Below are 24,148 nucleotides of genomic sequence, written 5' to 3'. Positions count from 1 at the left end.
CACCGCGAGCCCGGCGTCTACCCTCGAAGCGGGCGGCGACCGAACGTCCCCGTCACCCTCGCGACGGCGAGGAGCGCGATCAGGTCGGCGGCGAGCGCCGCGATGACGCCGAATCTGAACAGGACCAAGAGACCCAGTACCGCCACGGCGAGCCCGACCGCGGCGCGACGAGCGCGGTCACGGTTGGGGAGCGAGCGGGACACCTGAGCGCCGACGCCGGCCTGCTCCGCGAAGAGGAGGACGCCGAACGGGGACACGGCAGGCATACGGCTCGGGTCCGACCGAGCCTGTATGAATATGTCGGCGCGGGGGAAAGCATCCGGAGCGGGCGGGGTGACCCCCGCGACCCGCATCTTGATGCTGCGGCGCGTCGTCCCCTGGTCATGCGAGAGATCACGACGGACGACGTGCCGGAAGAGCTCGGCCCGTACTCACAGGGAATCGTCTCCGGCGACACGGTCCACGTCTCGGGGAAGACGGGCGTGGACCCCGACACGGGGGAGACGCCCGAGTCGGTCGGCGAACAGACGACGCAGACGCTCGAAAACGTCGCCGCGATCGTAGCGGCGGCCGGGACGACCCCGGACGCGATCGTGTCGGCGACCGTCTACCTCACGGACATGGACGACTACGACGCGGTGAACGAGGCGTACCGGTCGTTCCTCTCGGACCCGTACCCGGCGCGGACCTGCGTCGAGGTGTCTCGGCTCCCCGCGCCGCTCGACGTGGAGATCACGGTCACGGCGGAGCTCGACGGCGACTGAGGCCGGCAGAACGCGGCGGCGCGAACGGCCGAGCGCGGCGGCCCCGCCCTCAGAACTTCTCCAGCAGGTCGCCGTAGAACTCGCCGCCGCGGTCGTCCGCGAGCTTCTCGACGATGAGCTCCGGCGTCGAGCGCGCGAGGTGCCCCTTCTTCGGCGAGCGGTTCACGCGCAGTTCGCCGTCGACGAGCCCCGCGGCCTCGATGCCGTCGACCGCGACCGCGAAGTCGGCGGCGTCGCGTATCTCGCGGGCCAGGTGGGAGACGAAGACCGCGGTGGCGTCCTGGTCGTCGAGCGCCTCCAGGATGCCCGCGATGATCTTCGCGGAGGCGCCCGGCTCCGTGATCGACTCCAGCTCGTCGACGAGGACGAGCCGGCCGTCCGCGCCGTCGACGAGGTCGCCGAAGTCCCGCAGCGTCGCCTCGAACGCGCCCGCGTCGAGGGTCCCCTGCGACTTCGCGTAGTAGTGGATCTCCTCGAACCGCTCGACGGTGGCCGACTCGGCGGGCACGGGGAGCCCCATCTGCGCGAGGACGACGACCAAGGCGACCAAGTCGAGCGTGGAGGTCTTTCCGCCGGAGTTGACCCCGGACAGGAGCGTCGCGCCCGAGACGGCGTAGTCGACGGGCTCGACGGCCGCGAAGTCCACGTCGAGCAGCGGGGAGCGGCCGCCCTCGATGCGGAAGCCGGCGTCCGCGTCGGCGTCCTCCGGTCCGACGACCTCCGGCATCGCACAGTCGAAGTCGTCGGCGAACCGCGAGATAGCCAGCTCCACGTCGAGTTCGAGGGCGTCGCGCACGAGCTCCTCGACCGGCTCGCGGAGGTCGCCGAGGTCGCTCGCGAGCTCGGCCTTCAGCGTCGCCGCCCGCCGGTCGCGAGCCGCTGACAGCTCCGTGCGGAGCCGCGAGACCGCGCTCTCGTCGTGGTCGACCGGGAAGGAGGGGTCGCCGCCGAAGACGCGCTCGGCGAGCTCCGCCTCCTCGGGCTCTAAGCGGAGCGCGTCGGCGAGGTGCTCGCGGGCGGCGTCGACCGCCGCGTCGTACTCGTCGGCCAGCTCGCGGTCGAGCAGCGAGTCGACGCGGGCGCCCTGCTCGACCAGCGAGAGGAAGTCGGTCCCCTCGATGGTGACGTCGCGCTCGCGGATCGCCTCGCGCAGCCGGTCGTCGGCGACGGACGCCGCCGTCGACACCGCGGCGTCAAGGTCGTCGACGGCGGCCGTCAGCCGGTCTAACTCCGCGTCGCCGGCGATGGTGCCGTCGTCGTCGAGCCGCGAGAGCGCGTCGCGCAGGCGGTCGATGTCGACGGGGGGGTCGCCGTCCGAGACGGGGTCCCCGGCCGCCGCGGCGGCCTCGTGGACCGCCGCGGCCGCCTCCAGCCGCTCGCGGTTCTCCGCGAAGAAGGCGAGCAGGCGCTCCGGGACCGTCTCCGCGGGGGTCTCCAGCGCGTCCGGGCGCACGCTCACGTCGCCCTCCACGTCGAGGCCGGCGAACGACTCGTCTAAGACGATCACCGAGGCGTACGACCGGCCGAGCTCGGAGACGTCACGGGCGTCCTCGACCGTCTCGACGGAGAGCTCGGGCACCTCGGCCTCGGCCCGCGCGAGCGTCTCGGCGTCGGCGCTCGCGAGGCACCGGTCGCGGACGCGCACGGTCGGGGGGTCGGCGAGCGGCGCGCAGTCCGCGAGCGCCTCGCGGACCGCCGGGTCGGGGTCGCGCTCCGTCGCGGCGGCCGCGAACGCCTGGGCCTCGTCGATGCGCGAGGCGGACGCGCTCGGGTAGAACGTCTCCAGTCGCTTCGCGGCGTAGTCGGTGACGGTCCGCTCGCGCAGCAGGTCGATCGCCTCCCGGTACAGCTCGCGGGCCCGGTCGGTGGCCAGCACCCGCCCGTCGTCGCCGTGGCGGCGGCGGATCGCCCCGCGCGCGATGCGGGCCGCGCGGGCCTCGTTGACGCCCGGCGCGCGGGCGATGGCGGCCACGTCGCCGGACTCGACGGTCGCGGCCGGGTCGTCGAGCTCGCGCAGGGCCGCGGCCGTCTTGGCGCCGACGCCGGGGATCGCCTCCAGATCCATCTACCGGCCGGTATCGCGGCAACGGTCTAAAGCGTGCGGGTCGCTCCCGCGGGCCGCCGCTGCCGAACCCCGGACGGCCGCCGTCGGTTCCGCGTGCGACGGGCTTTTTCGCGCGGGCCGCGAACGCCGGCCATGAGTCAGAACGCGCGGCCCGTCGGCGACGGGTCGCTCGGCCCCGAGACGGCGTCGAAGGCGGCGAGCGCCCGCGGCGCGCTCGCCGAGCGGGACGGGGTGCTCGTCGCGTTCTCGGGCGGCGTCGACTCGGCGGTCGTCGCGGCGCTGGCCCGGGACGCGCTCGGCGGGGACGCCGTGGCGTGTACCGCCCGCAGCGAGACGCTCCCCGCGGCGGAGCTCGACGACGCGCGGCGGGTCGCCGGCGAGATCGGGATCGACCACGAGACGGTCGCCTTCTCCGAGCTCGACGACCCGAACTTCGTCGCGAACGACGGCGACCGGTGTTACCACTGCCGGACGATGCGGCTCGGGAAGATGTACGAGACGGCGAAGGAACGGGGGATCGACACGGTCTGTGACGGGACGAACGCGGACGACCCGGGCGAGGGGCACCGACCCGGGCTCCGCGCGGTCGAGGAGCTCGACGTGTTCTCCCCCCTCCTGGACGCCGGGATCGCGAAGGAGGAGGTCCGCGCGATCGCCGACGCCTACGACCTCTCCGTGGCCGACAAGCCGTCGATGGCGTGTCTCTCCTCGCGGATCCCGACCGGCCTCGAAGTGACCGAGGAGCGGCTGACCCGCGTCGAGAAGGCCGAGCGCGTGCTCCGCGAGTGGGGCTTCGAGGGGTTCCGCGTCCGCGACCACGACGGGCTCGCCCGCGTCGAGATCGCGCCCGACGAGCTGGAGCGCGCGCTCGATCCCGCCTTCGCCGACGCCGTCCACGAGCACCTGACCGACCTCGGCTTCGAGTACGTCACCCTCGACATGGCCGGCTACCGGACCGGCAGCGTGAGTCCGGGCGGCGAGGGCGAGCCCGCAGACGACGCGAACGGCGCGGACGGGGCGGACGGAAGCGAGTCGGCGGCGGCCGGCGGCGACCTCGGACGGCAGTACCCGCGCTGAGAGGCCGGAGAGGGGGTTGACGCGACGCCGTTCGGCGTTATCACCCGAGAGAACCCGGTAGGAACGCTTATAAACGGTGTTGCTGAATCGACACCTATGCGGGAGGCACAGACGCTGGCGGTGATCGCCGGCGGCGTCGGCGGGGCCGTCGGGGCGTTCGTCGGCGTCGCGGTCGGCGGGTCGGCGCTCTCGGTGACGCTGACCACCCTCGGGGTCGCGACGCTCGTCGGCGTGGGAGTCATCGCGAGCGCGGTCATCGCCGGCGACGTGGAGTTCCTCGCCGACGCGGACGGCGAGTGAGCGAGAGGGGCCGGAAGTCGGTCGCAGCGGCTGCGACAGCGAGTGCGGCTGCGCCGAGGCGGTCACGTACGTCGAGTACCGCGGCGAGCGGCTGTGAACGGGCGGCTCGACGGACGTTTCCGTCGGCGACATTCGCGGCCGACCGCGCGCTTCAAGGCCCCGCCGCGACGAACGAACGCCATGAGTCTCATCGCGTTCGACTTCGACGGGACGCTCTCCGACTCCGAGATGACGGTCCTGCTCGCCGAGCGGGCGGGCGTCACCGACGAGGTCGCCGAGATCACCGAGCGGGCGATGAACGACGAGATCGGCTACGCCGAGAGCCTCTACCGGCGCGCGGAGCTTCTGGCCGGCCTGTCGGCGGCCGACGCCGAGGACGCCTTCGACGCGGTCCGAATCCGTCCCGGCGCCGCGCGCCTCATCGAGCGCTTACGCGACGAGGGGCACCACGTCGCCGTGCTCACGGGCGGGTTCGAGCGCGGCGTCGAGGCGGCGCTCGACCGCGAGGGCGTCGCCGTCGACACGATCGTCGCCAACCGGCTGCCGACCGACGCGGACGGCGCGCTCACCGGCGAGGCCGAGGGGCCGCTGATCGAGGGGACGAAGGACGACGCGCTCGCCGACCTCGCCGCGGAGGTGGGCGTCCCGATGTCCGAGACGGTGGCGGTCGGCGACGGCGCGAACGACCTGCCGATGCTGGAGGTCGCGGGGCTCGCGGTCGGCTTCATCCCGAAGTCCGCGGTGCGCCCCGTCTGCGACTCGGTCGTCGCCTCCATGTACCGGCTCGGGAAGGTGCTGGAGGCGCACGGCGTCCTCGCGGCCGACGAGTGACGCCCGAACCGGTTCGGTCCGGCGGTACCTGACGACGTTCGGCTGAAGGGTTAAACAGAAACGAAGCGAAATATACGGGTATGAGTGTCTCTGCTGGGGTGGTTCGATGCTGCCGACGCTGACGTATCTCCAGTTTCACCTCGTCTTCAGCCTCCCCGTCCTCGCGCTTCTGTGGTACCTCGCGCCGCGGTACGACGCGGTCCGGCGGCGGCGCGCGACGGCCGGGATCGCGATCCTCGTCGCCATCGCGTACCTCTACACGACCCCGTGGATCAGCTACATGATCCGGCAGGGCGCATGGGGGTACGCCGACGGCGCGGTGCTCGTCCGCGCGCTGTCGATCCCGCTCGGCGAGTACCTCTTCTTCGCGATCCAGACCGTCGTCACCGCGTTCGCGCTCCACCTGATCGGGTTCGACCCGACGTTCCGCGAGGGCGACTTCGACCGCGCGCCGCGGATCGCCGGCGTCGCGGTCGGTCTCGCGATGGTGCCGATCGGGCTCGGACTCGTCCTCCTCGACCCCTCGTTCCTCTACCTCGGCGGGCTGATCGCGTGGGTCGGTCCCGTCCTCGCGCTCCAGTGGGGGGTCGGCGGCGGGTACCTCGTGCGGACGCCCAAGATGTGGCTCGCGGCCACGCTGCTCCCGGCCGCGTACTTCTGGATCGCGGACCGGATCGCGATCGGAATGGGCACGTGGTACCTCTCGCCCGAGCTGACGACGGGCGTCACCGTTCTCGGACTCCCGATCGAGGAGATGCTGTTCTTCGCCTCGGCCGGCGTGATGACCGTCAACGGACTCGTCCTCTTCGAGTGGGTGCTCGACTGGAACGACCGCCGGGGACGGGCGGTCGGGGAGCCGTCCCCGCCGGGCGACGGTGAGCGCGACGTTCCCGGCCCGGAACCGCCCGCCGACCCGGACCCCGACGTGGTCGATGACTGAGGCGGCGTCGACGGGCGCGGCCGAGTCCCGGACCGCGGCGACGCGCGACCCAGGAGCGGGCGCGGGGGACGCGCCGGAGGCGGCCGACGCCGCGAACGAGCGCGTCGACCGCTGGTTCGCGCGCCGCCCGGCGCTGGCGCTGGCCGCGCTGCTGCCGATCGGCGCCGTGACCCCCCTGTTTCCGGTCGAAGTCGGCGTCGCGACGTTCGCGCTCGGCACCCTCGCCGTCGGGATGGCGCACGGCGCGGTCGACCACCTCGTCCCGCTCCGGGGCGCGCCAGACGTGTCGCTCCGGCGGTCGATCGCGGTCGTCTCGGTCGTCTACGCTGTCCTCGGCGGCGCGGTCGTCGCCGCGTTCTTCGCGGCGCCCGTCGCCGCGTTCGTCGGGTTCATCGCGCTCACGTGGCTCCACTGGGGCCAGGGCGACGTGGCGGCGCTCGCGATCGCCGGCGTCGACCACCTCCCCACGTCGGCGGAGCGGTGGCTGGCGCTCGTCGTCCGCGGGGGCCTCCCGATGGGCGTCCCCCTCCTCGCGCACCCCGAGGAGTACCGGCTGGTGGCCGAGTGGATCGTCGGGCTGTTCCTCGTCGACGCCGGCGCGGCGGCGGCCGCGGTCGATCCGCTGTTCGCGCCCGGCGTCCGGGTCGGCGTCGGGGTCGGGATGGCGGCCGCGACGCTGGCGTCGGTCGGGCTCGGCTACCGTCGCGTGAGGAGCGGCCGCGACGCGGGCGGGTGGCGCCGCGACGTCGGCGAATTGGCGGTGCTGTGGGCGTGGTTCCTGCTCGCGGCGCCGGTGTTCGCGGTCGGGGTGTACTTCGCGCTGTGGCACGCGCTCCGGCACGTCGGGCGGCTCGTCCTCGTCGACCCCGAGGCGGCGAGCGCGGCGTCGGCCGGCGACGCGGTCGGCGCGCTCACCCGCTTCGGCCGCGACGCCGCGCCGCTCACGCTCGGCGGGTTCCTCGTCGTGGGCGCGGTCGGGGTCTCGGTGCCCGCCGGCGTGGCGGCGCCGGGCGACCTGCTCGCCGTGTCCCTGGTCGCCATCGCGGCCATGACGCTGCCGCACGTCGCCGTGGTCACGTGGCTCGACCGCCGGCAGGCGGTGTGGCGGCCGGACGCCGGCCGGTGACCGCGGGCCGCGGGGCCGGCGGGGTTCCGGCACCGCATCGCTCTTACTCCGCGGCGACGTTCCCTCCGTCGATGGACGAGATCGCGATCCGGGACCCGCGGCCGGACGACGCCGAGGCGCTGGAGGCGCTCATCACCTCGCACTTCAGCGAGGGGAGCTCCTACGGCGTCGACCTCGGGCTCGACGACCCGACGTACCACGTGCTGGTCGCGGTCGAGGCCGGCGCGGAAGACGCGGGGGAGACCGGTGCCGAGGGGGGCCGCGAGAGCGGCCGGATCCTCGGGGTGATGGCGCTCCGGGAGCTCGCGTCCCCCGACGCCGTCGCCGACGAGATGTACTTCTTCGACGACCCCGACCTGCTCCCCGATGCGGGGCTGTACGGGCACCTCGAGATGGGGTACGTCAGGCCGGACGCGACCGGACGCGGGATCGGGAGCCGGCTGCTCGAACGCCTCCACGCGGTCGGCGCGGACCGCGGCGTCGACTGCTTCCTCGCGGACTCGTGGTACCACGGCGGCGACGACTCCCCGGAGAAGCTGTTCGACGCGCACGGCTACGAGACGGTCCACCGCGACCCGATCGAGCGGTCGGCCGACGAGTGTCCGAAGTGCGAGGGCGAGTGCGTCTGCGAGGGAGCGCTCGCGGTGCGACGGGTCGCGGGCGACGAGGTCGACCCGGGAGCGGGCCGGTCGTGAACCACGACCGCGTCCACGCGAGGGAGCCGTCGCACCACGTCGACCGGTGGTCCGTCGGCGTCGTCGAGTCGGTCGGGGAGCGCGACGGCCACTGCGTCGTGACGGTGCGACCGGTCGGGGAAGCCGAATCGGAGGGCGAGGCGGACGGCGACGACGGGCCGGTCGAGCTGGTGATCACGTTCGCCGTCAGGGACCTGTTCGTGAGCCGGCTACCGACCGCGGAGGGGGAGTCGCCGGTCGGCGAGCGCGTCTGGTACCGGAAGCGGGGCGGGTGATCCGGAGCCTTCGACACCGCTACTCCAACTGGTGGTAGTCCAGCTCGTGCCCCTCGTCGAGCGCGGCCTGGACCGCCTCGCTCGGCTCGTCGACCGGCTCGCTCCTGAGCGCCATGCCGCCGACGTCGGGGGCGTCGAAGTAGAGGTTACGCCGCCAGTCGGGGTCGCGGTCGGGGAAGTCGGTCCGGTAGTGAGCGCCGCGGGACTCCTCGCGTTCGAGCGCGCCGCGGAGCACCGCCTCGGCGGCGACGATCATGAATCCGAGGTCGACCGCGAGCTCGAACGACTCGCTCGTCACCGGGCCGACGTGGAGGTCGGCCGCGCGGTCGCGGACGTCGGCGAGGCGGTCGAGTCCCTCGCGGAGCGACGACTCGTCGCGGAGGATCCCGGCGTGGTCCCACATCAGCTCGCGGAGGTCGGCGAGCACCGCGTCAACCTCGTTCTCGCCGTCGCTGTCGGCCATCGCCCGCAGGTCGGCGAGGTGCGGATCGACGAGCGTCTCGCGCAGGTCGGTCGGGACCTCGCCCGGTCCGTCGGCGCGGTCGGCGATCCGCTCGCCCGCGACCACGCCGTACGCGACGGTCTCGGCCAGCGAGTTCCCGCCGAGGCGGTTGGCGCCGTGGACCCCCGCCATCGTCTCGCCGATGGCGAACAGCCCGTCCACGTCGGTCTCGCCGTCGTCGTCGACCGCGACGCCGCCCATCCCGTAGTGGGAGGTCGGCGCCACCTCGACCGGTTCCTCCGCCATGTCGACCCCGAGGTCGTCGAACCGCTCGTACATCCGCGGGAGGCGCTCGCGGACGAAGTCGGCGTCGCGGTGGGAGATGTCGAGGTAGACGCCGCCGTTCTCCGTGCCGCGCCCCTCGGCGATCTCCCGCGCGATCGCCCTGGCGACCACGTCGCGGGCGTCGAGTTCCATCTGGTCCGGCGAGTAGCGCTCCATGAAGCGTTCGCCCTCGGCGTTGAACAGGCGGCCCCCCTCGCCGCGGACGGCTTCGGTGACGAGCCGACCGCTCCACGGCGCCCACTCCGGGTCGGTCTCGTCGACCGCCATCCCGGTGGGATGGAACTGCATGAACTCCATGTCCATGAGCGACGCGCCGGCGTCGTACGCCAGCGCCGCGCCGTCGCCGTTGTTCTCGTCGTCTCTGGAGGTGTGGCGGTTGTAGATCGCCGCGTGACCGCCGGCGGCGAGGACGACCGTCCCGGCGTTGAACAGCACGAACTCGCCCGAGTCCATGTCGAAGCCGACCGCGCCGTGGACCGCGTCGCCGTCGGCGACGAGCTTCGTGATCATCACGTTCTCGCGGTAGGGGACCGACAGCTCCTGCGCGCGGTCGACGAGGGCGTTCAGCATCGACTCGCCGGTGTGGTCGCCGGCGAAGGCGGTCCGGCGGAACGACTGCGCGCCGAAGAAGCGCTGGTCGATCTCGCCGTCCTCGGTTCGGGAGTACGCCATCCCCCAGTCGTCGAGCTCGCGGAGGCGCTCCGGCATCTGTTCGGTCACCGTCTCGACCTTCGCCGGGTCGTTGACGAAGTGCCCCTCGTTGAGGGTGTCGGCGGCGTGGATCGCCGGCGAGTCCTCGGGGTCGTGGGTGCCCAGGGCGCCGTTGATCCCGCCGCGCGCCCACGTCGTGTGGGCGTCGCCGTGCCCGCGCTTCCCGAGCACGAGCACGTCGTCGACCCCGCGCTCGGCGAGCTCGATGGCGGTGCGTGCGCCCGCGGCGCCGGCGCCGACGATGAGGACGGACACGTCCTCGCGTGCGTACTCGATCGGCTCGTCAGTCCGCGGCTGTTCGGCCATAAGAGAAGGGAGGGGACGCACACGGGTAAGCCTCACGCGCGTGTGCGCACGCGCGATCCGAGGGAGCTATCACTCCCCGTCCCACCCCGAGGTGCCGGGCGCGCCGGCGTCGTCTTCCACCTCGCGGACGAGGCGGTCGCGGGCGCCGCGGTCGAGGGCGACGGGGCCCCCGTCCTCGCCGGCGCGCTCGGTCCACTCTCGAATCGCGTTCCCGACCCACGAGTCGGCCTCGCGGGCGCTGATCCGCGCTTCGGTCATGCGGTCGCGGGCCACCGACAGCGACCCCGGCCGGGAGCCGACCGCGGCGCCGGCGAAGCGCGCGCGGTCGTCTGCGGTCGCCTCGCCGTCGCGGAGTCGGGCGACGACGCCGGCGAGGGCGTCGGGGTCGGGGTAGGCGAACACGGTCGCGCCGAGCGCCTGCGGGCCGAACGCGGGCGCCGGGAGGTCCTCGGGCGGCGCGTCGTCGAGGAGGCGGTCGCCGCCGCCGGCGGCCTCCACGCGCTCGCACTCCGTCTCGGCGCCGAGCTCGAGGTTGTGGCCCGGGTACGTCGAACAGGTCCGGGGGTAGCGGTCGGTGTCGTGGATCCGGCACTGGAGCGTCGCCGGGTCGAGGAACGCGCAGGCGCCGAGCCAGCGCGGCTCCTCCGTCCCGATCGGCGCGACGGGCTTGGGCGGCTTCCGGAGGCCGACGACGAAGACCGGGCGCCCGTCGACCGCGGCGAGGTCGGTCCCGTCGACGGTCACGGCCTCGTCCCGCTCGGCCGGCTCGAAGAGTCGGGGGGCGAGGGCGTCGCCGAGGCCGTCGCCGACGAACCGCGCGACCTCGTCGCGGGTGAGCGGCGCGAGGGCGTACACGTCGTCGAGCGGGGGGCGCGGGCCGGTGCGGTCGGAGCCCGCCGCGGCCGGGTCGAGCGGGCGCCAGTCGACGCAGCAGCCGGCACACCCCTCGCAATCGAGTTCCATACGTCCGTGGTAACGGTTCGCGCGGTGATAAGCGATCGGCGGCGGGGCGGAGTCGACGGTTCCGGCTACAGCTCGCCCTTCGTGCTGGGCGTGTCGCTGCGGCGCTCGTCGAGGCGGGTCGCGTCGTCGAGCGCCCGCGCCATCGCCTTGAACAGCGCCTCGACCTCGTGGTGGGCGTTGTCGCCCTTCTCGACGGTCGCGTGGAGCGTCAGCCCGGCGTTGTGTGCCAGCGACAGCGCGAAGTGGTCGGCCATGACGCTCGTGAACTCCCCGACCGACTCCTGGGAGAACTCGCCGTCGAACTCGTAGTACGGGCGCCCGGCCACGTCGACGACGACGCTCGCGACCGCCTCGTCGAGCGGGACGCGGCGGTCGGCGTAGCGACGGATGCCGCGCTTGTCGCCGAGCGCCTCGTCGAACGCCTCGCCGAGGCAGATTGCCACGTCCTCGACGGTGTGGTGGTCGTCGATCTCTAAGTCGCCGTCACAGCGGACCGTGAGGTCGAAGAGGCCGTGCTTGGCGAACGACGCCAGCATGTGGTCGTAGAAGCCGATCCCCGTCGAGACCTCGCTGTCGCCGTCGCCGTCGACAGCGAGGGTGAGTTCGATCGTCGTCTCCGAGGTCTCGCGGGTGACGGCCGCGGTCCGGTCGTGCTCGCTCATACCGGCCCGTCGCGGGGGATTCGTAAGTCGGTTGCGGGTGAAATCGCGCCTCGCGGTGGCGCGTGCCTGCGAGCGGCCGGAGCGAAAGCGGAGGCCGCGAGGAACACGCGCGAGGGAGTCGAGCGCCGAGCGAAGCGACGGCGGCCGACGAGGCTGGGGAGGTGTGAGGTGCGGTTGCGGTGCGGTTGGGTGGGACTCAAAGGGGCAGCCGGCGAGGCGGACGCAGGCGACGCAAGCACCGGAAGGAGCGAACGAAGTGAGCGACTGAGGAGCGCAGCGAGCGTGCGTCCGCCTCGCCGGCTGGGGCTTTGAAGAAATTCGCCGGCGATCCGCAGTAGATCAGCTATATGCTATCGACAGCGAACCCGCGCTCCGATTCTTAAACCTCGTGCGCCGCGTCCTGCGCCTCTCGCAGCGTGAACTCGCCCTCGTACAGCGCGGTGCCGACGACGACCGCGGCCGCGCCGGCCTCTTTTAAATCAACAACGTCCTCGACGCTCGCCACGCCCCCGGACGCGATCACGGGAATGTCCACAGCGTCGACCACGCTCGCCACGGCATCGCGGTCGATCCCCTCCAGTTGACCCTCCACGTCGACGTTCGTGAACAGGATGGCGCCCGCGCCGAGGTCCTCGTACTGCGCGGCGGCCGCGGCCGGTTCCAGTCCGGTCTCCTCCGTCCAGCCCGAGACGACGACCTCGCCGTCCTTCGCGTCGAGGCTGACGACGACGCTCCCGGGGTGAGTCGCGTCGATTTCGTCGACGATCTCGGGCGTCTCGACGGCCGCGGTGCCGAGGATGACGCGGTCGAGTCCCAGGTCGAGGAGGTCGCGCGCGCCATCGGCGGTCCGGATGCCGCCGCCCAGTTGGAGGCCGACCCCGTCCGGGACGCTCTCGACGACCGCCTCGATCGCCGCCGCGTTGACGCGCTCGCCCTCGAAGGCGCCGTCGAGGTCGACGAGGTGGAGCGTCTCGGCGCCCGCCTCGATCCAGCGCTCGGCGGCCGCGACCGGGTCGCCGTAGCGCTTGCCCGTCCCGCGCTCGCCGCCGACCAGCTGGACGACCTCGCCGTCCTGGACGTCGACGGCGGGGATCACCTCGAACTCCGGGAAGTCGCTCATGCGGGGTGAGAGTCGGGGACGCCGATTAAACGGGTCGGTTCGAGACGAAACGGAGGAGTACGCGGTGAACGTCTCGGAAGGCTCAGTCGCCCGTTTATCAATAGACACGGTAGATCGAGGGCGGACACCGCCAAAGCCCCGCACAGCACCGCAGCCTCACGCCTCCCCAGCCTCGCGGTTCGCGCTCTCCGAGCGCTCACCGCTCCCTCGCGCGTGCTCCTCGCGGCCGCCGGCGGCGGCCGCTCGGAGGCACGCGCCGCCGCACTTCTCTAAGCAGTATATTTCGACGGAACTCGGAGATTCCGGATCCCTTCCCCGCTCACGCCACCGAGATGAGCAGCTGCGAGACCTCAACGTCGAACTCCGCGGGGTCGGTCGCGAGCGCCTCGGCGGTCTCCGCGTCGGCGACCCGTCGCACGACCGTCTCGGCGTCGACCGCGTCGGGAAGCGACTCGTCGAGAACGGCCGTCAGCCGCTCCGTCGGGTACGCGCCGCCGGAGACGATGACGTCCGTCCCGTCGTGCCAGACGCCGAGCCGGGCCCCGATTTCGAGCCGCCGGTCTATCTCCGCCGTCGTGCCGTTCGGGAGGGGAATCGCGCCGTCGATCGCGTGCGCGCCCGTCAGCCGCCACGCCGTCGCGGTGTGACCGGACCGAACGGTGGTGATCCCCTCGTCGGCGACCTGAACGTCCTCGATGCCGGCGTTCCGGAGCCGCGTTCGGAAGGCGTCGACGGCCGCCGTCTCGGCCTCGCTCATCACCCGGTCGCGGCCGACCTCGGCCGGAAGCCCGTCGATCGCGGGCCGGAGGTCGACCCGCGTCGCGAAGAAGACGACGGGCGACCCGTCAGCGTCGACAATCTCCGCGAGCGCGTCCGCGACGGGCGCGTACTCGAAGATCCGCGTGCGTTCGAGCGCCCGGACGGTGACGGGGCCGTACGACTGCTCGAACGCGGTGCCCTCGGACGCGTCCGTCCGCCGCCAGTCCTCGATGCGGTCGCTCGTCACCTCGGGGGCCGGAACCGGGCCGTCGCGGCCGCCGAGACAGCCGGCGAGGCCGGCGACGCCGACCGCCGCGCCGCCGGCGAGCAGCCGCCGTCGGGTGGTCGGCCCGAACTGCGCCGAATTCTCTGCGGAGCCGTTTCTCGGTGCCTCTCCCATGCGAATTCGACGGGCGCGACGGGGAAATTCGTGTCGCCGTCGACACGGATCGCTTATGTAACCACCGAGTACAACAACCGAGTGATGACCACCGACGAGAGCGAGACGCGGCGGCGATCGGCCCGGCCACGCACCCGACGACGCTTCCTGACCGCGGCCGGGGCGGCCGGGGCCGTCGCGCTCGCCGGCTGCAGCGCCGAGCGGGTCGACGACGGCGACGGGTCCGACGGCGGCGACGGCAGCGGGAACGGGACGGACGAGGACGGCACCGACGGCGGCGACGGAGAGACGCCGACGCTGACGGTCGCCACGTACACGAACTTCATCGACGCGCCCTCGGTGAGCCCGGGCGAGTGGCTCAAAGAGGAGTTCGAGAGCCGGTACGACGCCGAGTTGGAGTGGGCGACCCCGGACAACGAGGTGAACTACTACATCGAGCGCGCCGCGTCGGGCGCGGGGATCGACGCCGACCTCTACGTCGGCCTCACCACCGAGGACCTCGTGCGCGTCGACGGCGAACTGGACGAGGACCTCTTCGCCGAGGCCGGCGACGTCGAGGGGCGCGACGCGGTCAAGGAGGGCCTCCGGTTCGACCCGTTCGACCGGGCGGTCCCGTTCGACACCGGGTACGTCAGCCTCGTGTACGACGGCACGACGACGGAGGCGCCCGAGACGTTCGAGGGGCTGCTCGACGACGAGCACGCGGGCGCGCTCATCGCGCAGAACCCCGGCGGCTCCTCGACCGGGCGCGCGTTCCTCCTCCACACGATCAGCCGCTTCGGCGACGGCGGCGTCGCGAGCGACGGGGACGGGGAGGCGATCGAGGGCGGCGACGGCGACCCCGACTACGACTACCTCGACTACTGGGCGGACCTCCAGGCCAACGACGTGCGCGTGCTGGGGAGCTGGGACGACGCGTACTCGGCCTGGAGCGAGGGCGAGGCGCCGATCGTCGTCTCCTACTCCACCGACCAGGTGTTCGCCGACATGGAGGGCGCGGACCTCGAGGAACACCAGATCCGCTTCCTGAACGACCAGGCGTACGCGAACCCCGAGGGGATGGCCCTGTTCGCCGACGCCGACGAGCCCGCCCTCGCGCGGCGGTTCATGTCGTTCATGCTGGAGCCCGAGGTCCAGGGCGAGATCGCCCAGCGCAACGTCGCGTTCCCCGCGACGGACGGCGCCGAGCTGCCGAGCGACTACGCCGAGCTGGCCAAGGAGCCGAGCGACCCGGTGACGTTCACCTACGACGAGCTCCAGGGCTCGGTCGACGCGTGGGTCGAGGCCTGGGAGCGGCAGTTCGCCGGGAACTAAGCGCGTGGCCGACGTGGGGCCGAGCGCGTGACGGGACCTGACGGCGGCCGCGCGGGGCGGCTGGCCCGCTTGCGCGAGGGCGTCGAGGCGAACGCGCTGACCGCGCTCGCGGTCCTCACCAGCGCCGCGCTCGTCGTCGCGTTCTACTACCCGGCCGCGACGGTCCTGATCGAGGCGGTCGTCGTCGACGGCGCCGTCACTCTCCGCGTCTTCGCGGACGTGCTCACCGACCCGTTCTACTTCGGCGAGCTGGCGCGGCTGCTGTCCGGCGAGCCGCCGGCCGCCGTCGCCCGGTCGCTGCTCTCGCCCGACCGCCGCCTCGGGGTAGTCGGTTTCACCGCGTACCAGGCGGTCCTCTCGACGCTCGCGAGCGTCGCCCTCGGGCTCCCGGCAGCGTACCTGCTCGCGCGCTACGAGTTCCCCGGCCGGCGGACGCTGCGCTCGCTCACCATCGTCCCGTTCGTCCTGCCGTCGATCATGGTCGCGGTGGGGTTCGTCGCCACGTTCGGCGAGAACGGGACGCTGAACGCCGCCCTGACCGCGCTCGGGCTCCCGCGGGTCGAACTCATGTTCACCCTCGAAGCGGTGGTGATCGCGCACGCCTTCTACAACGCTCCGCTCGTGGCGCGCGTGACGACCGCGGCGTGGGAGTCGGTCGACGCCAGCGCGGTCGAGACCGCCCGCAGCCTCGGGGCGGGACCGGTCCGGGCGTTCTACGACGTGGTCGCGCCGCAGGTGTACCCCGCGGTCCTCACGGGCGCGGCGCTGACGTTCGTGTTCACCTTCGGCACCTTCCCCATCGTCTTGGCGCTCGGCGGGTTCGAGCTCGTGACCGTCGAGGTGCTCGTCTACCGGCTGGTCCGCGACCTGAGCTACGCCGAGGCCGCGGCGCTCGCGATCGTCGAGCTCGCGGTGTCGCTCGCCGTCCTGCTGGCGTACCTCCGGTACGAGGCCCGGAACGCGACGAGCGCGCGGGGGGCGCGCCCGCTGCCCCGGCGCTCGCTGTCACCGCCCGCGCCCACGCTCCGGGAACTGCTGCCGCGGGCGGGGCTGGCCGCCTACGCCGTCGTCGCCGGGGTCGTCTTCGTCGCGCCCATCGCGTCGATGGTCCTCGCGTCGCTAACGGGCGGCGACGGCGCGCTCACGCTGGAGCACTACCGGTTCCTGGTCGAGCGCCAGCGGACGGGGGCGGCGTTCCAGGTGCGGCCGCTGCCCGCGATCTACAACTCGCTCGCGTTCGCGACGGCGGCGACCCTGCTCGCGCTCCCGATGGGCGTCGTCGTCGCGGTGCTGACGACGCGACGCTACCGCGGGCGGACGCTGGTCGACGCGGCCGCGATGGCGCCGCTGGCGGTGTCGGGGATCATCGTCGGCCTCGGGCTCCTGCGGGGGCTCGTCTTCGGCGTCGAGGTCGCCGGGTGGCGGATCGCCGCCGGCGGCGCGGTCGCCATCGTGGTCGCGCACGCGGTCTCGGGGTACCCGTTCGTCGTGCGCACCGTCTCGCCCGGGCTCGCCGGGCTGGACCGCTCGCTCGTCGAGTCCGCGCGGGCGCTTGGCGCCTCGCGGGCGCGGGTGATCCGCGACGTCGAGATCCCCCTGGTCTGGCCCGCGGTCGTCGCGGGCGCGGCGTTCGCGTTCGCGGTCTCGATCGGCGAGTTCACCTCGACGGTCGTGCTCTCGACCGGCGCCGACGCGTACACGATGCCCGTCGCGATCGAACGGTTCATCGGGCGGCGGCTCGGACCGGCGACCGCCATGGGCGTCATCCTGCTGGTCGTCACGGGGCTCAGCTTCGTCGTCATCGAGCGGCTCGGGGGTGATCACCGTGGGCTCTGAGCGCGGCACGGCGTTCGAGAGCGACAGCGAGGTCGCGGTCGAACTCGACGGCGTGACGAAGCGCTACGGCGAGACGACCGCCGTCGACGACGTGACGCTCCGGGTGCGCGAGGGGGAGTTCTTCACGCTCGTCGGGCCCTCCGGCTGCGGGAAGACCACCACGCTCCGCCTGATCGCGGGGTTCGAGGAGCCGACGAGCGGGACGGTCCGCTTCGCCGGCGCGTCGGTCGCGGGCGTGCCCCCGGAGGACCGCGACGTGGGCGTCGTCTTCCAGAGCTACGCGCTGTTCCCGCACATGACCGTCGGCGAGAACGTCGCGTACGGGCTCAACTTCGCCGACCCGCCCGAGGGCGTCACGCGCGACGAGCGCGTCGCCGAGCTCCTCGACCTGGTTGACCTGCCCGACGCCGCCGACCGCGACCCCGAGAGCCTCTCGGGCGGGCAACAGCAGCGGGTCGCGATGGCGCGGGCGCTCGCGCCCGGGCCCGACGTGCTCCTGCTCGACGAGCCGATGAGCGCGCTCGACGCGCGGCTCCGCGAGCGGCTCCGCGCGCAGGTGAAGCGGATCCAGTCCGAGCTGGACATCACCACGATATACGTCACCCACGACCAGGAGGAGGCGCTGGCGATCTCCGACCGCGTGGCGGTGATGAACGACGGCGCCCCCGAGCAGGTGGCCGCGCCCCGCACGGTCTACCGTCAGCCCGCGACGCGGTTCGTCGCCGAGTTCGTCGGGGACAACAACGTGTTCGCCGGGACGGTGACCGACGCGTCCGCGGCGGGCGAACTCGCGGTCGAGGTCGACGGCGGCGACGGGACCCTGCGCGTGCGGACCGACGACGACCCCGGAGCGGCCCCGTCGGTCGGCGACCGGATCGCCTTCTGCGTCCGTCCGGAGAACCTCCGCGTCGCCGGCGCGGACGGAGGTCCCAGAGACGCCGCGGCCCCCGCGGGCGAGAACGCGCTGCGCGCGACCGTCGCCAGCGCGGAGTTCCTCGGCGAGACGACGCGCGTCACGCTCGACTGGGGCGACCGCGAGCTCGTCGTCCGCGTCGTGGACCCGATCGACGGCGCGGTCGCGGTCGGGTTCGACCCCGAAGACGCGCACGTGATCGGGGTCGAATCGCGGTGAACGGCACCGACTACTTATAAATACGTGCGGTGGCGCGTGCCTGCGAGCGGCCGGAGCGAAGCGGAGGCCGCGAGTGAGCACGCGCGAGGGACGCGGTGAGCGCTCGGAGAGCGCGAACCGCGAGGCTGGGGAGGCGTGAGGTGCGTTGTTGTGCTGTCGAGGTGGGACTCAAAGGGGCAGCCGGCGAGGCGGGCGCAGGCGACGCAAGCACCGCAACGAGGGAGCGATAGCGGCCGAGTGAGGCGCGCAGCGAGCGTGCGCCCGCCTCGCCGGCTGGGGCTTTGGCGGTGTCGTCCGTCGACTCGCTAACGGCCGTCTACCGAACAGTTCCATCGAAACCAGCCACGTAGTACACGTATCGAGGCGACACGCCTTACCCCGCGCGCCCCGTTACCTCCGAGTATGGCCTCCGAGGCGTGCGACGTCTGCGAGCGGTCCGTCCGGATCGCCGGCGGGATCGGCGACCTGTGGAACTTCGCGTTCGAGTCGACGCAGGGACTGACGCTCGAACTCACCGACGGCTCGGAGTTCTTCCTCTGTTTCGACTGCATGGAGCGGCTGCCGGACGACCACGAGCCGACCGCCGAGGACGTGGCCGCCCTCCGGGAACGCACCGACCCGGTCGAGGACGACGACAACCACTTCTGGCACTGGGGCTGACGCGGGGCACTCGCCCTCCGCTAGTAAAAAGCGACCGCCGCGTCAGTCCGCCTTCGACTCCTCGCCGGACCCGCCCTCGTCTATCTCGGGCGTGGACGGCGCCGGCTCGACGCCGGTATCGGCGGGCGTCTCCGCTCCGTCGGTGATCTCGTTCGACCGCGCGCCGCTCCCGAACAGCCGGTCGAGGATGCCGCGGTCGCTGCGCTTCTCCGCGAGCAGCACGGAGCACTCCACCTCGTTGAGCACGTCTAACACGAGCGAGCCGCGGACCAGCCGCGAGAGCAGCCCCTTCTGCGTCGCGCCGATGATGAGCATCGTCGCGTCGCGGGCGGCGCGCTCAATGCTGTCCTCCACGTCGCCGGTCTCGATCCGGAGCGCCGCGTCCGAGAGGTCGTGCTCGTCGGCCCACTCGGACAGGAACGCGCGGCCCTCCTCCTCGCCATCCTCGGCGACGTGGAGCAGGGTGACCTCGCCGTCGAACTCCGTCTGGAGCATCTTCGCGACCGCCCCGGAGAGGTCGGAGGCCGGACCGCCAGCGGTCGGCACGAGGATGCGCGAGGCGTCGAAGCCACGGTCGCGGAACACGAGGAAGTCCGAGGGGAGCGAGTACGCCAGCTCGTCGACGGCGGACTCGGCGCGCCCCGGCGCCCCGTGGGAGTCCTTCCCCCAGCCCATCACGGTCATGTCGGCGCCGTAGGTGCGCGCGGCGTCGAACACCTCCTCGAACACGCGGTGCGACAGGACGACGTGCGTCTCCACGTCGACGCCGAACGTCTCGGCGTCCTCGCGGGCCTGGTCGAGGAGGCCGTGGGCCGCCTCGTGGGCGCCGCGGTCGCGGGCCGCCTCCAAGGAGGTCTGGTCGGGGACGTTCGCGATGTTGACCGCGACGACGGTGCCGTCGCGCTGCTTCGCGATGGCGGACGCGAGCGTGATCAGGTGCTTCTCGGTCGCGGGGTTCGCGAGCGGCACCATCACGCGGTAGTCGCCGCCGCTCGGCTGGACGGAGGTCGCCGCCGAGACGGCCGGCTCGGGCAGGTCCTCGGAGCGGTCGAGGATCCACGTCCCGAGCACGCCGCGCGACTCCACCTTCCCGCGGGCGTACAGCAGGTACCAGAGCAGCGCGAAGACGACGAGGCCGGCGGACAGCAGGATGATCGTCGGGTCGATGTAGTAGATCAGCGCGAACGACGACACCGCGCCGATTATCGGGACGACGGGGTAGAAGGGGACCTCGAAGTCGGGGTCGTATCCCTCGACCTCCGACTCGCGCATCACGATGAGCGCGAGGTTGAGCAGGCCGTATACCACGAGGTGGAGCACCGACCCCATCGTCGACAGCGACTCGACGCTCCCGGCGACGAGGAAGAGGACGATGAGCGCGCCGGTGAGCGCGATCGACTTGTACGGGGTGCCGAACCGCTCGTGGATCTGATTGAGCTTCGGGGTGACGATCTTCTCGCGGCCCATCGCGAAGTTGATCCGGGACGACGAGAGGATCGAGGCGTTCGCGGAGGAGGCGGTCGCGAGCAGCCCGCCGATCAGCAGCATGGCGGCGCCGACGGCGCCCAGCGAGAAGCCGAACAGCGAGTACTCGCCGAACAGCAGCCTGGCGGCGTCGACGACCGCGGTCTCGTTGTTCGCGACCAGCTCGTTCGGCACCGCGGCGAGCAGCACGAGGAGGAACAGCGCGTAGACGACCGTAACGATGATCACCGAGCCGAGGACCGCGAGCGGGAGGTTCCGCCCGGGATTTTTGATCTCCTCGGCGACCGAGGTGATCTGGACGAAGCCCAGATACGAGACGAAGATGATCCCCGTGACCGGGAGCACCTCGCTCGTCGTCCCCGGCGGCGCGAGGGGGCGAAGCGACGACATCTCGGCGTTCAGCAGGCCGACAACGGTGAAGACGGCGAGGATGCCCAGAAGCGACATCACGATGACGATCTGGAGCCCGCCGGTCTCCTTCGCGCCGAAGTAGTTGACGGCGATGAAGAGCAGCGCGCCCGCGAGGCCGATCACCTGCGCCGCCTCCAGCGTCACGAATCCGAGCCCGATCGGCCCGAGGCCGACCAAGGCGTTGACGTACTCGCCGAAGCCGTACATGTAGAACGCCGACGCGAACGCGAGCCCGAGCCAGTTCGCCCACCCCGCGACGGAGCCGAACATGGGGCCGAGCGCGCGGTTGACGTAGAAGTACGCCCCGCCCGACTTCGGCATCGCGGTCCCCAGCTCGGAGGCGGACAGCGCGGTGAACAAGGCGATCACGCCGCCGAGGACGAAGGTGAACGCCGCGAGCGGGCCGGCGCGGGCGACCGCGGTGCCTGGCAGCACGAAGATCCCGGCGCCGATCATCGTCCCGATCCCGATGGTGAGCGCCGCGAGCGGACCGAGGTCCTTCGCGAGCTCCTCGTCGCCGCTCACGGCGGGCCACCTCCGGCGGTTGCGACTCTCGGTGCGTGTATCATACCACAATTCAACCGCCCGGTCGTATAAACCCGGCTGATCCGGGCGACGGCACCGTTTCCGTGAGGCGACGGCGACCGCGCGTCGCGCCTTTTGAACGGAACACAAGGACCATACCCTCACGCGCCCCGGTACGATCTAACAGGTGGATCCCGTGACGAAGAAACGCGAATACCGCGACGACTACGACGAGAAGACGCTGTTCATCCCCGGCCCGACCGAGGTCCGCGACGACGTCATCGAGGCGATGGCCGAGCCGATGTTCGGCCACCGGATGGACCGGATGACCGACCTCTACACCACCATCGTCGAGGACACGAAGGAGTTCCTCGGCACCGACAACGAGGTCGTGATCCTCACCGGCTCCGGCACGGAGTTCTGGGAGGCGACGACGCTCAACCTCGTCGACGAGCACGTCCTCGTGCCGACCTGCGGCGCGTTCAGCGAGCGCTACGCCAACGTCGCCGAGCGGCTCGGGAAGACCGTCCACCGCCTGGAGTACGAGTGGGGCGAGGCGGTCAAGCCCGAGGACGTGCGCGACGCGATCGAGTCCGCGGACGTCCACTACGACATGGTCGCGGGCGTGATGAACGAGTCCTCCACGGGCGTCCGGAACCCGGTCGAGGAGATCGGCGATGTCCTCAAGGAGTACCCGGACACCTACTTCGCCGTCGACGCCGTCTCCTCGCTCGGCGGCGACTACGTCGACATCGACGAACACGGGATCGACGCCGTCTTCGCGTCCACCCAGAAGGCGTTCGCGATGCCGCCGGGGCTCGCCGTCTGCGTCGTGAGCGACGACGCCTACGACCGCGAGGTCGAGAAGGGCGACTCCTCGTGGTACGGCGGCTTCCGCCGCACCATCGACTACTACGACCGCAAGGGACAGACGCACTCGACGCCCGCGATCCCGATCATGTTGGCGTACCGCACGCAGATGAAGCGCATGCTCGACGAGGGGCACCGCGCCCGCGACGCGCGCCACCGCGAGATGATGGAGTACGTCCACGACTGGGCCGACGAGCACTTCGCGATGTTCCCCGAGGCGGGCTACGAGTCGCAGACGGTCGCCTGCATCGAGAACACGCGGGGGATCGACGTGGCCGCGACCATCGAGGAGGTGAACGAGGAGTACGACATGGCCTTCTCGAACGGCTACGGCGACCTCGGCGAGGAGACGTTCCGGATCGGGCACATGGGCGAGCACACGGTCGAGAGCGTGAAAGCGCTCACCGACGCCATCGAGGACGTGGCGGACCTGTAATCCGGCGCCCGCACCGACCGAGTTCGAGCCGCGTCAGTCCCCGTCGCGGTCGGCGACCAGTTCGATCCGGTAGGTCCGCCCGCCGGCCTCGGTCGGGGTCGCGTCGACGACGACGAACGCGTGGTCGCCGACGTCGACGATGTCGCCGGTGGCGAGCGGTTCGCGCCGCTCGTCGCCGCCGTCCGCGGTCGCGCCCGCGCTCGCCGCCGCGGCGACCGCGTCGGGACCGACGCCGAGCGCCGCCTCCCCCCGGTCGACGGCGCGGCGCCAGAACGCGTCCGACGGCTGCCGCGGCCCCAGCCGCGACGCCAGTTCGCTCCGCGTGAGTCGTCTCATCGGATCTGCCTCGTCGCGCGCGCCCTTAGCCGGTTCGGATCCCGGCGAGACGGCGGGCGACGGCGACCGCGACGTCGACGGACCGCGCGTCCGGGTCAGTCGGACCGGGCCGCGTCTACAGCCAGAGCAGTTGCGCGTGCCGCGTCCCGTCGAACTCCAGGACGGTCTCCTCGTCGACGAGGCCGGCCTCGACGGCGACGCCGACCGCCTCGGTGCCGACGATGTTCGCGACCTGCGCGCGCCGGAGCCCCTCGACCACCTCGTCGGCGGTCGCCTCGACGGCGTCGTCGCCGCCGTAGAACGCCTCGCTCACGGTGAGCGTCGCGCGCCCGTTGTCGTACGTCTCGCCGAGACAGTCCGGGTCGCAGACGGAGACGAGCCGTCCCTCGGCGGTCTCGCGCTCGCGGAGCAGCATTCAGAAGCCCTCGGGCCCCTCGCCCTGGAGCTCGCGCTCCGGGGCCTCCTCGCCGCCGCGACCGCCCCGCGGGGGCTGGCCGCCCGGCCCGGGCGCCTGCCCGGTCTGTTCCTCGACCATCTGCTCTTCCGCCTCGCGGCGGAGCTCCTCGGCGCGGTCGGCGACCTCCTCGGCCTGCTCGTGGTCGCCGGCCTCCTCGAGGGCGCGGGCCTTCTCCTCTAAGACGCCCGCGTCGCGGTAGCCGAGGCGGATCGCGTTGTCGAAGCACTTGACGGCGTCCTCGGCGAGGCCGCGCTCGACCAGGAGGAACCCCCGGTTGTACCACGCCTCGGCGAAGCGCGGGTCGGTCTCGACGGCGCGCTCGGCGTGTTCGAGCGCCTGCTCGCCCCGGCCGGACTCCCAGAGGGCGTACGCGAGGTTGGTCTCGGCGGTCGCGGCGTGTTCGGACTCCTCGTCGATGCGCAGCGCCTCCTGGTAGGCGCCGATCGCCTGGTCGAACTCCTCCAACTGAGCGTGGGCGGCGCCCTTGTTCACCCACGCCTCCTGGGCCTCCAGCGAGCCCTCCTCGGCGAAGTTGGCGGCGCGCTCGAACGTCTCCGTCGCCTCCTCGAAGCGGTTGATCCCCATGTACGAGAGGCCGACGTCGATCAGCTGCTCGACGTCGACGTCCTCGCTGCCGATGTTCCGGCGGTCCAGCTCCTCGGTCAGCACCCGGGAGTCGACGGGGTCGACGCGGCTCGGGTCCTCGCCTAACTCGGGCGGGTCGAGGGTGAACGCGTCGTAGTCGGCGTCGACGCCCTGCCCCGAGGAGAACTCGTGGCCGTCGTCGTCGCGTTCGTCGGTCATACGCCCGGATTGGCGGTCACGACGCCTAAGGGTTGCGTCGTGCCGGGCCCGCGGGGGCGACTCCCACGGGTGAAGCTTTTCGTCGGTGGGGCCCGTCTCTC

At 72.4% G+C, this 24,148-nt stretch carries 24 protein-coding genes; 13 read left to right on the top strand and 11 right to left on the bottom strand.

Going from position 1 to position 24,148, the window contains the following annotated elements; all coding sequences use genetic code 11:
• Positions 1 to 17: 17 nt before the first annotated feature.
• Positions 18 to 266 (bottom strand): hypothetical protein, encoded by a 249-nt coding sequence (locus DVK06_RS07950; RefSeq protein ID WP_121599912.1) that lies wholly within the window; start codon positions 264 to 266, stop codon positions 18 to 20.
• Between the two features lie 117 nt (positions 267 to 383).
• Here DVK06_RS07950 and DVK06_RS07945 point away from each other — a divergent pair, with 117 nt between their 5' ends.
• Complete coding sequence (locus DVK06_RS07945) at positions 384 to 764, top strand: RidA family protein (RefSeq protein ID WP_121599911.1); 381 nt, start codon at positions 384 to 386, stop codon at positions 762 to 764.
• 49 nt (positions 765 to 813) lie between these two features.
• On the opposite strand, the gene DVK06_RS07940 is transcribed toward DVK06_RS07945, so the two are convergent.
• Positions 814 to 2,829, bottom strand: a complete 2,016-nt coding sequence (locus DVK06_RS07940; protein ID WP_121599910.1) for a helix-hairpin-helix domain-containing protein — start codon at positions 2,827 to 2,829, stop codon at positions 814 to 816.
• Between the two features lie 132 nt (positions 2,830 to 2,961).
• Between DVK06_RS07940 and larE the strand changes: the two genes are divergently transcribed.
• The 7 genes from larE to DVK06_RS07905 all read left to right on the top strand — a co-directional run bounded on the left by larE (position 2,962) and on the right by DVK06_RS07905 (position 8,073).
• Complete coding sequence (gene larE, locus DVK06_RS07935) at positions 2,962 to 3,906, top strand: ATP-dependent sacrificial sulfur transferase LarE (protein WP_121599909.1); 945 nt, start codon at positions 2,962 to 2,964, stop codon at positions 3,904 to 3,906.
• Positions 3,907 to 4,002: 96 nt separating this feature from the next.
• A complete protein-coding gene (locus tag DVK06_RS07930) occupies positions 4,003 to 4,206 on the top strand; it encodes a hypothetical protein (protein WP_053770335.1) in 204 nt (67 codons plus the stop codon).
• A 180-nt stretch (positions 4,207 to 4,386) separates the two neighbouring features.
• Positions 4,387 to 5,037, top strand: a complete 651-nt coding sequence (serB, locus tag DVK06_RS07925) for a phosphoserine phosphatase SerB (protein WP_121599908.1) — start codon at positions 4,387 to 4,389, stop codon at positions 5,035 to 5,037.
• 106 nt (positions 5,038 to 5,143) lie between these two features.
• Positions 5,144 to 5,977, top strand: a complete 834-nt coding sequence (locus tag DVK06_RS07920) for a lycopene cyclase domain-containing protein (RefSeq protein ID WP_053770333.1) — start codon at positions 5,144 to 5,146, stop codon at positions 5,975 to 5,977.
• Positions 5,970 to 7,103 (top strand): Brp/Blh family beta-carotene 15,15'-dioxygenase, encoded by a 1,134-nt coding sequence (locus DVK06_RS07915; protein ID WP_121600045.1) that lies wholly within the window; start codon positions 5,970 to 5,972, stop codon positions 7,101 to 7,103. Before DVK06_RS07920 ends, DVK06_RS07915 begins: the two co-directional genes overlap by 8 nt.
• Positions 7,104 to 7,174: 71 nt before the next feature.
• Complete coding sequence (locus DVK06_RS07910) at positions 7,175 to 7,798, top strand: GNAT family N-acetyltransferase (protein WP_121599907.1); 624 nt, start codon at positions 7,175 to 7,177, stop codon at positions 7,796 to 7,798.
• A complete protein-coding gene (locus DVK06_RS07905) occupies positions 7,795 to 8,073 on the top strand; it encodes a hypothetical protein (protein ID WP_121599906.1) in 279 nt (92 codons plus the stop codon). Before DVK06_RS07910 ends, DVK06_RS07905 begins: the two co-directional genes overlap by 4 nt.
• Positions 8,074 to 8,092: 19 nt before the next feature.
• Here the strand turns inward: DVK06_RS07905 and DVK06_RS07900 are convergent, their stop codons facing one another.
• The 5 genes from DVK06_RS07900 to DVK06_RS07880 all read right to left on the bottom strand — a co-directional run bounded on the left by DVK06_RS07900 (position 8,093) and on the right by DVK06_RS07880 (position 13,781).
• Positions 8,093 to 9,877, bottom strand: coding sequence for an L-aspartate oxidase (locus DVK06_RS07900; RefSeq protein WP_121599905.1), 1,785 nt, complete (start codon positions 9,875 to 9,877; stop codon positions 8,093 to 8,095).
• 69 nt (positions 9,878 to 9,946) lie between these two features.
• Positions 9,947 to 10,840, bottom strand: a complete 894-nt coding sequence (locus tag DVK06_RS07895; protein ID WP_121599904.1) for a YkgJ family cysteine cluster protein — start codon at positions 10,838 to 10,840, stop codon at positions 9,947 to 9,949.
• Between the two features lie 65 nt (positions 10,841 to 10,905).
• The gene (hisB, locus tag DVK06_RS07890; protein ID WP_053770328.1) at positions 10,906 to 11,502 is read right to left on the bottom strand and encodes an imidazoleglycerol-phosphate dehydratase HisB; all 597 of its coding nucleotides are present in this window, start codon (positions 11,500 to 11,502) and stop codon (positions 10,906 to 10,908) included.
• A 379-nt stretch (positions 11,503 to 11,881) separates the two neighbouring features.
• Positions 11,882 to 12,622: a 1-(5-phosphoribosyl)-5-[(5-phosphoribosylamino)methylideneamino]imidazole-4-carboxamide isomerase gene (gene hisA / locus DVK06_RS07885; protein WP_121599903.1), complete on the bottom strand. Its 741-nt coding sequence runs from the start codon at positions 12,620 to 12,622 to the stop codon at positions 11,882 to 11,884.
• Positions 12,623 to 12,941: 319 nt separating this feature from the next.
• The gene (locus DVK06_RS07880) at positions 12,942 to 13,781 is read right to left on the bottom strand and encodes a hypothetical protein (protein WP_121599902.1); all 840 of its coding nucleotides are present in this window, start codon (positions 13,779 to 13,781) and stop codon (positions 12,942 to 12,944) included.
• An 84-nt stretch (positions 13,782 to 13,865) separates the two neighbouring features.
• On the opposite strand from DVK06_RS07880, the gene DVK06_RS07875 reads away from it, so the two are divergent.
• From DVK06_RS07875 to DVK06_RS07860, 4 genes are all read left to right on the top strand, one after another.
• Positions 13,866 to 15,095, top strand: coding sequence for a thiamine ABC transporter substrate binding subunit (locus tag DVK06_RS07875; RefSeq protein ID WP_121599901.1), 1,230 nt, complete (start codon positions 13,866 to 13,868; stop codon positions 15,093 to 15,095).
• A gap of 27 nt (positions 15,096 to 15,122) precedes the next feature.
• Positions 15,123 to 16,931, top strand: a complete 1,809-nt coding sequence (locus tag DVK06_RS07870; protein ID WP_121599900.1) for an iron ABC transporter permease — start codon at positions 15,123 to 15,125, stop codon at positions 16,929 to 16,931.
• A complete protein-coding gene (locus tag DVK06_RS07865) occupies positions 16,921 to 18,063 on the top strand; it encodes an ABC transporter ATP-binding protein (RefSeq protein ID WP_121599899.1) in 1,143 nt (380 codons plus the stop codon). The genes DVK06_RS07870 and DVK06_RS07865 overlap by 11 nt, the downstream gene beginning before the upstream one ends.
• A gap of 402 nt (positions 18,064 to 18,465) precedes the next feature.
• On the top strand, positions 18,466 to 18,723 hold the full coding sequence (locus tag DVK06_RS07860) for a hypothetical protein (RefSeq protein WP_049932058.1): 258 nt from the start codon (positions 18,466 to 18,468) through the stop codon (positions 18,721 to 18,723).
• 42 nt (positions 18,724 to 18,765) lie between these two features.
• Here the strand turns inward: DVK06_RS07860 and DVK06_RS07855 are convergent, their stop codons facing one another.
• Positions 18,766 to 21,144 (bottom strand): amino acid permease, encoded by a 2,379-nt coding sequence (locus DVK06_RS07855; RefSeq protein WP_121599898.1) that lies wholly within the window; start codon positions 21,142 to 21,144, stop codon positions 18,766 to 18,768.
• A 196-nt stretch (positions 21,145 to 21,340) separates the two neighbouring features.
• On the opposite strand from DVK06_RS07855, the gene DVK06_RS07850 reads away from it, so the two are divergent.
• Complete coding sequence (locus DVK06_RS07850; RefSeq protein ID WP_121600044.1) at positions 21,341 to 22,450, top strand: alanine--glyoxylate aminotransferase family protein; 1,110 nt, start codon at positions 21,341 to 21,343, stop codon at positions 22,448 to 22,450.
• Positions 22,451 to 22,483: 33 nt separating this feature from the next.
• Here DVK06_RS07850 and DVK06_RS07845 read toward each other — a convergent pair whose 3' ends face one another.
• From DVK06_RS07845 to DVK06_RS07835, 3 genes are all read right to left on the bottom strand, one after another.
• Positions 22,484 to 22,786, bottom strand: a complete 303-nt coding sequence (locus DVK06_RS07845; protein WP_121599897.1) for a hypothetical protein — start codon at positions 22,784 to 22,786, stop codon at positions 22,484 to 22,486.
• A 115-nt stretch (positions 22,787 to 22,901) separates the two neighbouring features.
• Entirely contained in the window at positions 22,902 to 23,201 is a 300-nt protein-coding gene (locus DVK06_RS07840) for a DUF424 domain-containing protein (protein ID WP_053770320.1), read from the bottom strand.
• Entirely contained in the window at positions 23,202 to 24,047 is an 846-nt protein-coding gene (locus DVK06_RS07835) for a tetratricopeptide repeat protein (protein ID WP_121599896.1), read from the bottom strand. It lies immediately after the preceding gene.
• Between the last annotated feature and the right edge of the window lie 101 nt (positions 24,048 to 24,148).

This window comes from Halorubrum sp. Atlit-28R (genome assembly GCF_003665955.1).
In the GTDB taxonomy this organism is placed as follows: Archaea; Halobacteriota; Halobacteria; order Halobacteriales; family Haloferacaceae; genus Halorubrum; species Halorubrum tropicale.
Note: the sequence above shows the minus strand (reverse complement) of the source record. Positions and strands in the feature narration are given on the sequence as shown.